At 67.5% G+C, this 13,447-nt stretch carries 14 protein-coding genes and 2 tRNA genes; 5 read left to right on the top strand and 11 right to left on the bottom strand.

Annotation, left to right across the window (positions count from 1 at the left end; translation table 11 throughout):
- Position 1 precedes the first annotated feature (1 nt).
- Positions 2–895 (bottom strand): LysR family transcriptional regulator ArgP, encoded by an 894-nt coding sequence (locus tag ACFVVI_RS11760; protein ID WP_387445228.1) that lies wholly within the window; start codon positions 893–895, stop codon positions 2–4.
- Between the two features lie 72 nt (positions 896–967).
- Here ACFVVI_RS11760 and ACFVVI_RS11755 point away from each other — a divergent pair, with 72 nt between their 5' ends.
- Positions 968–1,588, top strand: coding sequence for a LysE/ArgO family amino acid transporter (locus ACFVVI_RS11755; protein WP_387445226.1), 621 nt, complete (start codon positions 968–970; stop codon positions 1,586–1,588).
- Positions 1,589–1,597: 9 nt separating this feature from the next.
- Here the strand turns inward: ACFVVI_RS11755 and ACFVVI_RS11750 are convergent, their stop codons facing one another.
- The 3 genes from ACFVVI_RS11750 to ACFVVI_RS11740 form a co-directional block, all read right to left on the bottom strand.
- On the bottom strand, positions 1,598–1,936 hold the full coding sequence (locus tag ACFVVI_RS11750) for a hypothetical protein (RefSeq protein WP_387445225.1): 339 nt from the start codon (positions 1,934–1,936) through the stop codon (positions 1,598–1,600).
- Between the two features lie 76 nt (positions 1,937–2,012).
- Positions 2,013–2,642 carry a transglycosylase SLT domain-containing protein gene (locus tag ACFVVI_RS11745; RefSeq protein WP_378659547.1) on the bottom strand — a complete coding sequence of 210 codons (630 nt, stop codon included), beginning with the start codon at positions 2,640–2,642 and terminating at the stop codon, positions 2,013–2,015.
- A 496-nt stretch (positions 2,643–3,138) separates the two neighbouring features.
- On the bottom strand, positions 3,139–4,236 hold the full coding sequence (locus ACFVVI_RS11740) for a LysR family transcriptional regulator (RefSeq protein WP_387445223.1): 1,098 nt from the start codon (positions 4,234–4,236) through the stop codon (positions 3,139–3,141).
- On the opposite strand from ACFVVI_RS11740, the gene ACFVVI_RS11735 reads away from it, so the two are divergent.
- Positions 4,228–5,418, top strand: coding sequence for an MFS transporter (locus ACFVVI_RS11735; RefSeq protein ID WP_387445222.1), 1,191 nt, complete (start codon positions 4,228–4,230; stop codon positions 5,416–5,418). The genes ACFVVI_RS11740 and ACFVVI_RS11735 overlap by 9 nt on opposite strands.
- Before the next feature lie 72 nt (positions 5,419–5,490).
- Here ACFVVI_RS11735 and ACFVVI_RS11730 read toward each other — a convergent pair.
- Positions 5,491–5,566, bottom strand: a tRNA-Lys gene (locus ACFVVI_RS11730).
- Positions 5,567–5,882: 316 nt separating this feature from the next.
- On the opposite strand from ACFVVI_RS11730, the gene ACFVVI_RS11725 reads away from it, so the two are divergent.
- Positions 5,883–7,091 (top strand): Ig-like domain-containing protein, encoded by a 1,209-nt coding sequence (locus ACFVVI_RS11725; protein WP_378994530.1) that lies wholly within the window; start codon positions 5,883–5,885, stop codon positions 7,089–7,091.
- Positions 7,092–7,160: 69 nt separating this feature from the next.
- On the opposite strand, the gene ACFVVI_RS11720 is transcribed toward ACFVVI_RS11725, so the two are convergent.
- Positions 7,161–7,505, bottom strand: coding sequence for a hypothetical protein (locus ACFVVI_RS11720; protein WP_378994528.1), 345 nt, complete (start codon positions 7,503–7,505; stop codon positions 7,161–7,163).
- A gap of 109 nt (positions 7,506–7,614) precedes the next feature.
- Complete coding sequence (locus ACFVVI_RS11715) at positions 7,615–7,785, bottom strand: hypothetical protein (RefSeq protein WP_378994526.1); 171 nt, start codon at positions 7,783–7,785, stop codon at positions 7,615–7,617.
- Between the two features lie 25 nt (positions 7,786–7,810).
- Here ACFVVI_RS11715 and ACFVVI_RS11710 point away from each other — a divergent pair, with 25 nt between their 5' ends.
- Complete coding sequence (locus tag ACFVVI_RS11710; protein ID WP_387445219.1) at positions 7,811–8,356, top strand: CGNR zinc finger domain-containing protein; 546 nt, start codon at positions 7,811–7,813, stop codon at positions 8,354–8,356.
- A gap of 60 nt (positions 8,357–8,416) precedes the next feature.
- On the opposite strand, the gene ACFVVI_RS11705 is transcribed toward ACFVVI_RS11710, so the two are convergent.
- Positions 8,417–8,489, bottom strand: a tRNA-His gene (locus ACFVVI_RS11705).
- Positions 8,490–8,544: 55 nt separating this feature from the next.
- On the bottom strand, positions 8,545–9,183 hold the full coding sequence (orn, locus tag ACFVVI_RS11700) for an oligoribonuclease (protein WP_101464057.1): 639 nt from the start codon (positions 9,181–9,183) through the stop codon (positions 8,545–8,547).
- 197 nt (positions 9,184–9,380) lie between these two features.
- Here orn and ACFVVI_RS11695 point away from each other — a divergent pair, with 197 nt between their 5' ends.
- Positions 9,381–11,108, top strand: coding sequence for a helicase HerA-like domain-containing protein (locus ACFVVI_RS11695; RefSeq protein WP_387445218.1), 1,728 nt, complete (start codon positions 9,381–9,383; stop codon positions 11,106–11,108).
- Between the two features lie 56 nt (positions 11,109–11,164).
- On the opposite strand, the gene ACFVVI_RS11690 is transcribed toward ACFVVI_RS11695, so the two are convergent.
- A complete protein-coding gene (locus ACFVVI_RS11690) occupies positions 11,165–12,454 on the bottom strand; it encodes a diaminopimelate decarboxylase family protein (RefSeq protein WP_387445216.1) in 1,290 nt (429 codons plus the stop codon).
- A 142-nt stretch (positions 12,455–12,596) separates the two neighbouring features.
- Positions 12,597–13,400 (bottom strand): mycolate reductase, encoded by an 804-nt coding sequence (gene cmrA, locus ACFVVI_RS11685; protein WP_378994513.1) that lies wholly within the window; start codon positions 13,398–13,400, stop codon positions 12,597–12,599.
- Between the last annotated feature and the right edge of the window lie 47 nt (positions 13,401–13,447).

Below are 13,447 nucleotides of genomic sequence, written 5' to 3'. Positions count from 1 at the left end.
GTCAGCTCGTGGTCAGCGCCGACGCGGCGGCCGCGGCGATCGCGGTGGCGACGGCGGCGAGGGCGGGGGAGTGCAGCTTCCACTGCTGCCAGTACAGCGGGACATCGATGTGGGAATCACCGTCGATGTTGACCAAAGTGCCTGCGGTGCGGTCTTTCCCGGTTTGCAGGTCGGGCAGCATGCCCCAGCCGAGGCCGAGCCGCACCGCATCGGCGAACGCGCTCGACGAGGGCACGTAGTGACCCGGCGGATCGACCTGGCGACGGGTGCGCCGGCGTAGCTGGCGGAGCTGGAGATCGTCTTTGCGATCGAAGTGCACGACGGGCGCGTGGGCATACGCGGCGGAGGTCGGGCCGTCGGGGAACCAGGTGCGGACGAACCGCGGTGTCGCCGTGGGGCGGTAGCGCATCGCCCCCAGCGGGGCCACGGTGCAGCCCTGCACCGGTGTGGCGGTGGCGGTGATCGCGGCGGTCACCGTGCCGTCGCGCAGCAACCGGGTGGTGTGTTCCTCGTCTTCGCGGTGCAGGTCGAAGGAGATCCCGGCGGGCACGCTCGCGAGCGCGGGCATGACCCACGATTCGAGGGAGTCGGCGTTGACGGCGATCGGGATGCGGATCGGCCGGTCGGCGGGGCGGTCGGCATCGCCGAGTTCGCGCGCGGTGTCGCCCGCGAGCAATTCCACCTGCCGGGCCAGACGCAGCACCGCGAGCCCGGATTCGGTGGGGCGCACCGGTTTCGAGCGTTGCACCAGCACACGTCCCGCCGATTCCTCCAGCGCTTTGATTCGCTGGCTGATGGCCGACGGGGTGAGGTCGAGCCGACGGGCGGCCGCGTCGAACGTGCCCTCGGTGAGGACGGCGTTGAGGGCGCGCAACTGGTCCAGTTGGAAATCCACTGAAGCAACTCTAATGGTTGTGAAGAATCATTAGCTGGACTGTAAATTGACGGACTCTTAACGTCGAGAGCTGTGACGGCATCATCGGCGGCGTCGGCCGCCCTCTCCGGATTGGGCTTCGGGCTCTCGCTCATCGTGGCCATCGGCGCGCAGAACGCGTTCGTGCTGCGCCAGGGGGTGCGTGGGCAGCACGTGTTGCCGGTGATCGCGGTGTGCGCGGTGTCCGACATCGTGTTGATCGGCGCGGGCGTGGCCGGATTCGGGGCGGTCGTCGAGTCGTTTCCGGCGGTGCTGACCGTCGCCCGGTACGCGGGGGCGGCCTTTCTGGTCGGCTACGCGCTGCTGGCGGCTCGGCGCGCCCTGGGTTCGTCGACCCTGATCACCGACGCGGCGGGTGCCTCGGTGGCCGTCGGCGCGTCCGTACTCACCTGTCTGGCGCTGACCTGGCTCAACCCGCACGTGTATCTCGACACGCTGGTCCTGCTCGGTTCCTTCGCCAGCACCTACGCGGCGCCCGACCGCTGGTTCCTCGCCGCCGGAGCCATGCTCGCCAGCGTCCTGTGGTTCGGCGCCCTCGGCTACGGTGCTCGCCGGCTCGGTCCGGTCTTCGCGCGCCCGAGCGCGTGGCGTGTCCTGGATTCGCTGATCGCCGTGGTCATGCTCGCGCTGGCCGTCGGCCTGCTGCTCGCCTGAGGCGCAGTGTTAGGACTCCCACGGCTTCACCGGGGGCTTGACCCACAGCAGCTTCTCGTCGGCGTGGGTGCGCACCGCGGCGGCGTGCCGGGGGTTGCGGGCCGCCCAGGCGTCCTTCTGGTCGAGGAGGTCGGCGACCACCTGCCAGGTTTCGCCGGTGCTCGGCGGATTGGTGTCGGCGGCGCGGGCCAGCTTGCGCAGGGTGGCCGCGGGCAGGGCGAGCAGTTCGGCGCTGCGGATATCGCGTGACCAGACGTAGGCGGCCATGCGACGGGCCTTGGCGACGCGGCTGGCGGTGGCCGCGTCGGAATGCGCGTGATCGGGTGCCTGATCGGCGCTGTCTGGCACGACGGCGATTCTACGACGGAACGCCCGCGCTCCGGTCGGCGATGACCGGGGCGCGGGCGTTCACCCGTCAGGTTGCTCAGTAAGCGGAGTTGACGTTGTCCATGGAGCCGTAGCGCTGCGCCGCGTAGTTGCAGGCCGCGACGATGTTGGCCACGGGGTTCCAGACGTCGAAGGGGGTGCCCTCGACGTGGTAGGTCGCGAAGGTGGGGTCGATCACCTGGAGCAGGCCCTTGGAGGGGATGCCCATCGCGGCGTTGGAGTCCCACAGGTTGATCGCCTGGGGGTTGCCGGTCGACTCGCGCATGATGTTGCGGTGGATGCCCTCGTAGCTGCCGGGGATGCCCTTGGCGGCCATGATGTCGAGCGCTTCGGTGATCCAGCCGTGCAGGTTGTCCTCGTAGGACTTCACCTCGGGCATCGGGGCCGGGGCGGCCTCGGGAGCCGGGGCGGCCTCCGGTGCCGGGGCGGGAGCGGCCTGCGGCGCGGGCGCCGGGATGGCCTGGATGGCGGGGGCGGCGCCGACGGCGGGGATGTTCTCCGCCTGCTCGACGACCATGGCGGCACGCTCGGGAACGCTGTCGTCGGCGAACGAGACGGCGGAGGACGCGGCTACGGCGACCAGGCCGACCGCGGCGACTGCCACGGTGAACGCCTCACGGCGCGAGCGACGGCCGATAACGGTGCTGAGCTTGTCTTTGTTGAGCATGGCTTTTCTGTTCCTTCATCTCTGTCTGGCGACGCAGGCCCTGCATCAGGGCGCGATGGATCGCGCAGCGCGCACGGGAGTACACGCCGGTCAGGCGATGCGTTGTTTCTGTCTGTATGGGAAGGTGCGACACTGTCGGGGGACGAACGCTCGATGGCAGTTCATCGCTGGCGTCGCACGGTGCTCCACAGCTGGCTGCGGGGAGACCACGCGCTGTTCGGTGCTATCGGAGGTTGGATACTTCCGGGCTAACCAAACCGCAGGTCCGTTTGTGACCTGATGACAGAATGGTCACGACGGGTTAACGCAAGGTGAACGAAACCTGAACGGCAAACGCTGCCGATCTTGGTTCATTGCCGGGCAGTTGCAGAATCGTTATGTATGCAGGAGGTTTGCGACTCTGATCTGCGTGGCGGCCGTCACAGAAAAAGTTTGCCCGAATCAGGTTTTGCGGGGGTTTGCGCAGCTAGAGCGAGTCCGAATCGGGCTCTGAGCGCTAGCACGCCGGATTGTCCATGGCAGTCCGATAACGAGATCGTGACCGTTGCCCGGCAACTGCGGCTACCACCTCTCGCAGACCGGCTATGCGGGGCTCGTCCGTCTCGCTCGAACGCCATACGATGCCGAAAGTGCAGTCGGCGAGTGCGTCGACCGGCACGAAGCGCAGGTCGGGGCGTGGGTACAACTGTGCGGCAGAGGCGGGGACGAAGGCGACCGCGCCGGTCAGTGCGACGGTCGCCAGCATCGACTCGAACGTCGTGCCCATGGCCGTGGCATAGCGAACGGCTCGGCCGTCGGGCCGCGGGTCGGCGGCCCAGTACGCACGTCCCTCCGGGAACGACTCGGGCACCATCGTGACGACCGCGTGGTGTGCGAGATCGGCCAGGCGCAGCGACTCTCGTCGCGCCAGCGGATCCGTCGCGGCCAGGCATGCGACCCGGCGCTCGACCACGAGTGGAACGACGTGCAGATGCGATGGAACAGGCACATGGACGAACGCCGCATGGATTTCACCGCGCTCCAGCGCGGCCAATTGCTCGGTGAACGTGTCGATCACCTGCACACGAGGGCCCAGTTCCGGAAAACGTGTCGATATTCCATCGATGATCTGGCGGATCGGGCCGAGTGCCGTAAAACTCTCGCACACCCCGATCCGCAATATTCTCGCCTCTGTCGAGGCGTGATTCGCCATTTCTCTCAACTGCTCCGAGGAATCCACTATCGAACGAGCCAGCGGTAGCAATTTCAGCGCGATAGGAGTGAGTTCTACCCGTCTGCTGGTTCGATCGAAGAGCCGAACTCCCAATCGTTGCTCCAGTGCCCGGATTTGCTGGCTGAGTGCGGGCTGAGTCAGGTACACGCGGCGCGCTGCCCGGCCGAAATGCAGCTCCTCGGCGAGAACCAGCAGCAGGCGGAGTTGGTGGGGTGTGGGGTCGTCGCCCTGCAAGCTCGAGCCTGTCCCATCCATAACCCACACTCTATCGATGACGGCGAGATCCTGATAGTTACACCGTTGTGAGGCATCGCCCGGGCTGGCAAGGTTTATTTCGCTGCCGCCACGGATTGACCAGCAGAAATAGGAATCATGCGACAAAGTCTCGCCGCACTCGTATTGTGCGTCTTCGGTATTACGACCGGTGAATTCGTGATCGCGGGAATCCTTCCCGATGTCGCGGCTGAATTCGGCGTCTCTATTTCGGCGGCCGGGCTTCTGGTGACCGCTTATGCCGTCGGAATGATCTTCGGTGGACCGGTCGTCACCGCGCTCACTGCGCGCTACTCGCGCAAACCGTTGATCAGCGTGCTGCTCTTGATCGCGGTGGCAGGCAACGTCGCCTCCGCGCTGGCGCCCTCCTATGAGCTCCTCTTCGTTGCCCGCGTTGTCACCGCGCTGGTCACCTCCACGTTCTTCGCGAACGCGATCGTCATCGCGACCGCGACCTCGCCGCCGGACAAGCAGGCGTCCACGGTCTCGAAGTTGGTCTTCGGGATGAACATCGCAATGGTGCTGGGTGCACCGATCGGGACGCTGCTGGGCAATCGGTTCGATTGGCGTACACCGTTTTTCGCGATTGCGGCGGTATGTGCTCTCGGCTTGGTGCTCGTGCTGCGCTCGGTCCCGGAGGTCGCGAACTCCGGCGGGTCGGCGTGGTCGGAATTGCGGGTGTTCGGCGATCGCGACGTTCAGCTGGCCATTGCCGTCACGGCGATCGGCAGTGCGGGCGTGCTGATGGTGTTCGTCTATTTCGCGCCGTTGCTGACCGAGGTCGCGACGTTCGCCTCCAGCGCTGTGGCGGTGATGCTCCTCGTCTACGGCCTCGGCGCCACAGTGGGCAACGTCGTCGGCGGCAGACTGTCCGACCGCTCACCGAAACGTGCGCAGCTCGGTCTGCTCGTGTTGCTGGCCTGTGCGTTGCTGCTGATGTGGGCGGTGAGCGGCCAGACCGTGCTCATCGGCGTGATGGTGTTCCTGGTGGGTGCACTCGGCTTCTCGGTGATCCCGGGAATGCAGGCCCGTGTCCTGAACACCGCGAGGCGGGCCCCGACGCTCGCTATCGCGGTCAACGCCTCGGCGTACCAGCTCGCCGCGGCCTTCGCGGGCTGGTTCGGCGGGCAGGTGATCGACTCTGCCGGACTGCGCGTCGTGTACCTGGTCGCCGCCGCTGTCACTGTTCTCGGTATCGCTGTCAGTGCTGCCGCATGGCACCGTGACACTGCAGAGAGCAAGCGCGTCGCGCAAGTGGCCAACTCTGCCCCTCGTGAGCGAGATCACTGAACAGTGACGGCCTAGCCGGCGGCCGAAACGAACGAAGCCCCTGACCATGGGACCTGGTCAGGGGCTTCGTTGTGGTGCGCCATCAGGGACTTGAACCCCGAACCCGCTGATTAAGAGTCAGCTGCTCTGCCAATTGAGCTAATGGCGCATGTCTTTGTTCTTTGCCCCGTCTCCGGTGCGGAACAAACATTAGCAGGCCGTGGGGCGGAAAGTGAAATCGGGCGCTGACCAGCAACAATGCGGCACATCTGGCGTTGTTAACGCCGACGACCTCCGGACCTATCTAACGATTGTGACTTGGTCGTGTCGCGGGGGCTTTCCCGTTGGAACCGGCCGGGCCAGCTGGCAGAATGGGCGAGACGTCGAGTTCGTAACGCCCCCCGCCAACACGGATGGCTCTAGCGATTCGGGTCGGTGGGATCTGCGGCGCACTGTAATCGCGTCGGTACGGAAACGGGGTTGACATGGGTAAGAAGCGGGGGCGACCTCGGTCGCTACGGACGATCGTTCCGATGGTGCTGTTGGCGGTGTTCGCGCTCGGCGCGTCGGCCTGCTCGGCCGCCGAGGGCACCGGGGTGGAGGTGGCGATCGATCGCAACCCCCTCGCCGAGCTCATCAAGCCGAAGCTCGTCTCGACCATCAAGGACGGGCAGGTCGGCGTCTCGCCCGGCATGCCCATGGCCTTCCAGGTCGAGGACGGCAAGTTCACCGACGTGACGCTGACCAACCAGCAGGGCGCCGCGGTAGCGGGTCAGCTGGCCGCGGACGGGCGCTCCTGGTCGACCGCCGAGGTGCTCGGCTACGGCAAGACCTACAAGCTCACGGCCTCGGCCATCGGGCTCGGTGGCGCGAACTCCTCGACGCTGAGCTTCACCACCAGCTCGCCGAAGAGCCAGACCAAGCCGTACCTGCTGCCCGGCGAGGGCGAAGTGGTGGGAATCGGTCAGCCGGTCGCGATCCAGTTCGACGAGAACATCCCCGATCGCCGTGCCGCCCAAGAGGCCATCAAGATCACCACCGAGCCCGCCGTCGAGGGTGCCTTCTACTGGGTGAACAATCGCGAAGTGCGGTGGCGCCCAGAGCACTACTGGACGCCGGGCACCAAGGTGACCATCGATGTGAACGTCTACGGCAAGGATCTGGGCAAGGGTCTGTACGGCCAGGACAACATCCATTCGTTCTTCACCATCGGTGACGCGGTGGTCTTCACCGCCGACGACAACACCAAGCAGGTGGTGGTGGAGAAGAACGGTCAGGTGATCATGACCATGCCCACCTCGATGGGTAAGGACAGCACGCCCACCGACAACGGCGTCTACATCGTCAGCGACCGGCACGAGAAGATCATCATGGACTCCTCGACCTACGGTGTGGCGGTGAACTCGTCCGACGGGTACCGCACGCCGGTCGACTACGCGACGCGAATCTCCTACAGCGGCATCTTCTTCCACTCGGCACCGTGGTCGGTGGGGCAGCAGGGCTACTCCAACTCCAGTCACGGCTGCCTGAACCTGAGTCCGGCGAATGCGCGCTGGGTGTACGAGAACGCCAAGCGCGGTGACATCACCGTCATCAAGAACACGGTCGGCGGCACCCTGTCCGGTGTCGACGGGCTGGGTGACTGGAACATCGCGTGGCCGGAATGGAAGGCGGGCAACGCCGACGCTCCGTAGGCGCGCGACAGACGAAAAACGAAGGGGCACCGGATTTTCCGGTGCCCCTTCGTTGTGTCTGTGGACCGCTCAGAGCGGGGTGGGAAGTTCGCTGCAGTCCATCATCGCCTCGCCCGCGACCGCGAGCGCGCTACCGAAGGCGCCGCACAGAATGCGGCCGCCGAACAGCAGGCGGTCGAGGTTGGGCAGGCCGGCCGAGCCGGTCCCGGAGGACCCGGTGGTTTCGACGCCGGTGGTGGAGCCGCTCTGCGCCGAACCGGATTCGGGCTGATCGCTCGGCAGGCCGAAGTCGCCGATGGGGGTCTCCGCCGTGAAGTCGGTGAGGGGCAGGCCGGGCGAGGCCGTGGCGGTCCCGGCGACGGGGCCGAGCACGGTGACGGCCGCGAGGACGGCGACGACGGTGGAACGCTTCATCAAGGGGTCTTTCCGGTCGAGCGCTGACGCGATGGCGAGATCTGCCCCACATCTGGGCAGCGGTCCAAAGTGTAGCGGTCAAACGTGATGTTCGTCATGGTGGTGCGAGTTATCCGGCGGCGGCCAGGCCCGGTTCGTCGCGATGGATCTCGGACGCGACGCTCAGCTGGTCGACGACCACCCTGCGCGCGCCGCAGCGGCAGCGTTGGTAGGCCACGACGCCCTCGCTGGTCCGGTGGCGTGACTCGATCTGCCAGGTGTGTGCGGGGTGGCTGTTCATGGTTCGAGTCTGATGTAATGGCATTGTGCATTACAACCATTACGGGCGTGAGCCGGTGCTCCTGGGCGTCGACCTGCTCAACGATCCGTGTTCGAACGCCGCGGAGTTGGCGCGACGCTGCGCGGCGGCGGGCTTGGTGCTGTCCACGCCGGTGTCCGACGGCGATCTGACGTCGGTAACGGCCTTCCTAGGGCGCTGGCGGGGCGTGGTGGAGTGCGCGGACCGCGCCGAACGTGCGGCCCGGCTCAATGTGCTGCTGGCCGAATACGCCTCCGCGCCCCGCTTGACCGACCATGTGGGCGACGGCTGGCATCTGCATTTCCGTGACCCGGGGGTGGCGACGGACCGCCAGATCGCGGCGCTGATCACCGTCGGCACCGCATTGCACCTCACCGGGCTGGGGATGGACCGTCTCGGCGTCTGCGCGGCGGACGGGTGCTCACAGGTGTACGCCGACACCTCGCGCAACGGCAGGCAGCGTTTCTGTAGCCCGGCGTGCGCGAACCGGTCGGCCGTTCGACGGCACCGGGCGAGCCGCGCCGAAAGCGGTGCCGCCCAGGTCGGTCCGTAGCCGCGGGGTGCCGAGACAGCAAAGAAGGCCCGGTCCTTGTGGACCGGGCCTTCTCTTCGGGGTGACCGACGGGACTCGAACCCGCGACATCCAGGATCACAACCTGGTGCTCTACCAACTGAACTACGGTCACCATCACCGGTGAATCACCGGCGCCGTCGATACTAGCGTGACTTTGGTGCCAGGCCCTAATCCGCTGGTAGAGGGCTTGAACCGGTGACGTCCACGGCCTCGGTGGCGGCCTGCGCGGCGGCGGCGATCTCCGTGGTGGTCGGCCCGGGCAGCGGGACGAACGCGGTGCGGCGGTAGTACTCGAGTTCGCGGATGGATTCCTTGATGTCGGCCAGCGCGCGGTGGGCCAGGCCCTTCTCCGGCTGACCGAAGTAAATGCGCGGGTACCAGCGTCGGCACAGTTCCTTGATCGAGCTCACGTCGACCATCCGGTAGTGCAGGTGCGCGTCCAGCTCCGGCATGTCGCGGGCGATGAAACCGCGATCGGTGCCGATGGAGTTACCGCACAGCGGCACCGTGCGCGCGGTGGGCGCGTACTCGCGGATGTAGTCGAGTACCTGCTGCTGGGCCTGTTCGAGAGTGACGGTGGAACGCCGAACCTCTTCGGTCAGACCGGATTTCGCGTGCATGGTGGCGACGACCGGTGGCATGCACGCCAGGGCGGCGTCGTCGGCGTGGATGACGATGTCGACACCGTCACCGAGAATGTTGAGGTCGCTGTCGGTTACGAGCGCGGCGATCTCGATCAGCTTGTCGCTGTCGAGACGGAGCCCCGTCATTTCGCAATCCATCCAGACCAGGAGTTTGTCTGACACGGGAGCCACCCTAATGGTGGGCCCGGGAACCTGGTCGGCAGGTGTGTCGCGTGGGCGAGGCGGACCGGGTTTGCCGACGACATCCCCGGATGTTTGCCGACCGGGTGACGTGCCCGGATACAGTTTGCCTGGAATTGACCGCAGACGTTTCGAGCATTTCTTGCGTACGTGCCAGTGAGCAGACGGAGGACGCGCGAATGACCACCCCACAGGAGAAGGCGGCAGCGGCACGCAAGGCGGCCGAAGACGCGACCAGGGTCGCCGCCGAGGCCATGGCGGCCGCGGAGGCCGCCGAGCAGGAAGCCGCGGCGGCGAGCGCGGCACCGGCCACGGACAGTCGACCGGCGGCCGAGGGCGGCGAATCCGATTCTGCGAGTGAGGAATCTACCTCGAAGCCGGCGGCATCCGGCGCGGCCGCGCAGATCGCCGAGGGCTACGCCTTCAGCGGACCCGCACTGGAACTCGGCACGGTGATGGTCGACGGCGTGGCCGATCCTGGTGCGCGCGTGCGTATTCCGCTGCGGATGATGAACCGGCACGGTCTCGTCGCCGGTGCGACCGGCACCGGCAAGACCAAGACCCTGCAGGGCATCGCCGAACATCTGTCCCGCGCGGGCGTTCCCGTGGTGATGGCCGACGTGAAGGGCGACCTGTCGGGCCTGAGCGAGCCGGGCGCCGACACCGACAAGATCCGGGCGCGCGCGGCGGAGACCGGCGCGACCGACTGGGCGCCCGGTGCGTTCCCCACCGAGTTCGTATCGCTGGGCACCGGCGGCATCGGGGTGCCGATCCGGGCGACGATCACCTCGTTCGGACCGATCCTGCTCAGCAAGGTGCTCGGCCTCAACGACACCCAGGAATCGACGCTCGGACTGATCTTCCACTGGGCCGATCAGCGCGGCCTCGCCCTGCTGGACCTGAAAGACCTGCGGGCGGTGATCACCCACCTGACCAGTCCCGAAGGCAAGGAAGACCTCAAGGGCATCGGTGGGGTGTCCTCGCAGACGGCCGGGGTGATCCTGCGGTCGCTGGTGAATCTGGAAGCCGACGGCGGCGACACGTTCTTCGGCGAACCCGAACTCGACCCGGCCGATCTGCTGCGCACCGCGGGCGGGCTCGGCGTGATCACGCTGTTCGAGCTCGGTCAGCAGGCGGCGCGGCCCGCGCTGTTCTCGACGTTCCTGATGTGGGTGCTCGCCGATCTGTTCCAGACGTTGCCCGAGGTGGGTGACGTGGACAAGCCGAAGCTCGTGTTCATCTTCGACGAGGCGCATCTGCTGTTCGCCGAGGCGTCCAAGGCGTTTCTGCAGCAGGTCGAGCAGACGGTGAAGCTGATCCGGTCCAAGGGTGTCGGTGTGTTCTTCTGCACCCAGTTGCCCACCGACATCCCCAACCCGGTGCTCTCCCAGCTCGGAGCCCGCGTGCAGCACGCGTTGCGCGCCTTCACCCCCGACGATCAGAAGGCACTGTCCAAGACGGTGCGCACGTATCCGAAGTCGTCGGTGTACGACCTGGAAGAGGCGCTGACCTCGCTCGGTACCGGTGAGGCGATCGTCACCGTGCTCTCCGAAACCGGTGCGCCCACGCCCGTTGCCTGGACCAAGATCGCGCCACCGCGCTCACTGATGGACACCATCGGCGACGAGGCGATCAAGTCCAAGGCACTGTCGAGCGCGCTGCAGGGCAGATACGGGCAGAGCGTCGACCGGGAATCGGCCTACGAGATGCTGCTCGCCAGCGTGGCGGCCGCCGAGCCGGTACCCGAATCCGCCCCCGCGCCGGGGCGCTCGACGGACCGGCGGGAAGAGGATTCGGCCGCTGAACGGATCATGGCGAATCCGGCGGTGAAGAGTTTCCTTCGGTCGGCGGCGAGTGCGGCCGGGCGCGAGATCAGCCGCAGTATTTTCGGCACCCGCCGCCGGTGATCGAGTGCGGCCCGTCGATCGGCGGGCCGCACTCCACGAGTCCCGGGATCAGCCAGTCACCGCGCGAGCTCGCGCATCAGCAGGTCGGCGGTCGTCTCGCGACGGAGCAGCTGCTCGGTGCGGCCGTGGGCAACCGCCACGACCGGCGGCCTGCCCGCTGTTCGATATCCGGCCGCGCACGGGTGATAGGCACCGGTGCACGGCACCGCGAGAACCTCGCCGGCACGAAGATCGGCCGGAATCCGGACCTCGGCGGCGATGAGCCTGCCCGCGGCACCGTGCCTGCTCGCGACCGATGCGGTGAGCTGGGGTCCGGCCGGATGCCGGTTGACCACGAGCGCGCTCACATCGTCGCGCCCGGCGGTATCCCCGTCGACGATCACGCACCTGCCGCCGGCGACCTCGGTGACGGCGAGCACCCGGTGGAGCGTGACACCCGCCCGCGCGACGATCGCGCGCCCCGGTTCCATCGCGAGGACCGGGCGGGGGAAGTGGTGGCGCGCACAGCCCGCGTCGAGCGCGTCATCGAGGATGTCGGCGAGTTCGCGCAGGTTGAGCTCGGCATCGCCGCCGCGCATCGCCACCGCGTGCCCGCCGCCGATATCGAGATGGGTCAGCAGGGTGCCGTGTTCGGCCTGGATCCAGGCCATCTCGCCGATCATCCGGCGGATCGCCTCGCCGTACAGGTCGGGGTCGTGGATCTGTGCGCCGAGGTGGCAGTGCAGTCCGGTCAGGATCAGCTTCGGCTGCGCGATGATCCGGGCCACGGCCGTGGCGCAGGAATCGCTGCCGAGCGGGAACCCGAACCGTGAGCTGCCCGGCACCTCGATTCCGGGCGCCACCCGCAACAGCACCTGCTGTGGGCGGGTCGCGAGCGAGGCGAGCAGGGTGATCTCGGTGAGGGTGGAGACCACGGTGCGGCCGACCCCCGCGCCTACCGCGGCGCGGAGCTCGTCGAAGGGAGCCCCGTTGCCCTGCAGGACGATACGGCGTGGGTCGATGCCCGCCGCGAGCGCCACCTCGAGTTCACCGGTCGAACCGACCTGCACGGCGAGGCCCTCCTCGGCGACCCAGCGGGCAACTGTGCGCAGCATCAGGGCGGTACCCGCGTAGACGATCTCGGTGTCGGGGAAGTGCTTGCGGTAGGCGCGGCAGCGTTCCCGCACCTCCGTCTCGTCGATCACACGCACCGGTGTGCCGTACTGGTCGGCGACATCGTGCAGGGCCACGCCGCCGAGGGTGATCCGGCCGTCACCGTCGTAGTGGGTGTCGGCGGGCCACACCGCGGGGTCGAGTCGGGGGACCGCACTCGCACGCAGGGACGGGAAGATATCGAGCAACGTCACGGTGGTCTCCTCCAGGAGGACGCCCCCGCACTCGGACGGCGGGGCCACTTCCAGGACTACGCCGCTCGCGGGCAGCCGAACTCGGTCTTTACGGGTCCTTGACCACCCGGCGACCGTTCCTGACGACTTGCTGACGTGGGTGTCAGCCGCCCAGCTTCTTGTAGAACGCGCCCGCGATCGGTGCGGTGAACGAACGGGGGCCGTAATTGCCCGCCACGCTCATGCCCTTGCTGATCAGGCCGGGGACGATGCGCATCTTGTTGCGGGCCAGCGCGTCGATGGAGACCTTCGCGGTGTACTCCGACGACACCCAGAGGAAGTCGGGAACCATCTTGTCGACGATCGACTGGTCTTCGGGGGCCGGGGTCTCGGTGCGGACGGGACCGGGCGCCAGCAGGGTGACGTTCACGCCGCTGCCCTTGAGCTCGCCGCGCAGCGACTCCGAGAAGGTGTTCGCGAACGCCTTCGACGCCGCGTAGGTGGCGTTGTTGGGGATCGGCATATTGCCCGCCGCCGAACCGCTGATCAGGATCCCGCCCGCCTTGCGCTCGATCATGCCGGGCAGCACCGCCAGGCTCAGGTCGTGCACGGCGGTGGCGTTGAGTTCCATCTGCATCCGCTCGTAGGCGAAGTCGAGTTCGGCGACCGGACCGAACGTCGCGATGCCCGCGTTGTTGCAGAGAACGGCGATATCGCGAACCGCGAGCTCGTCGACGAGGCTGGCCCGCTGGGTGCGATCGGCCAGGTCGACCGCGCGGACCTCGGCGGTGATGCCGTGGGCCAGGGTCAACCGCTGGGCCAGCTCGGTGAGGATCTCACCGCGGCGCGCGACCAGGATCAGCGAATAGCCGCGCCCGGCCAGTTCGGCGGCCAGCGCGGTGCCGATGCCGGAGGACGCGCCGGTGACGACGGCACGATTGTCTGCAGTGGGGGAGGGCAAGCTCACGAGGGGAGCTTAGGGGATCGGCTACGGCCGTGCGGTGTCCGCATCGA

The organism is Nocardia sp. NPDC058114, assembly GCF_042884695.1.
In the GTDB taxonomy this organism is placed as follows: domain Bacteria; phylum Actinomycetota; class Actinomycetes; order Mycobacteriales; family Mycobacteriaceae; genus Nocardia.
The sequence above is the reverse complement of the archived record's forward strand: the minus strand, read 5'-3'. Positions and strand labels throughout refer to the sequence as shown.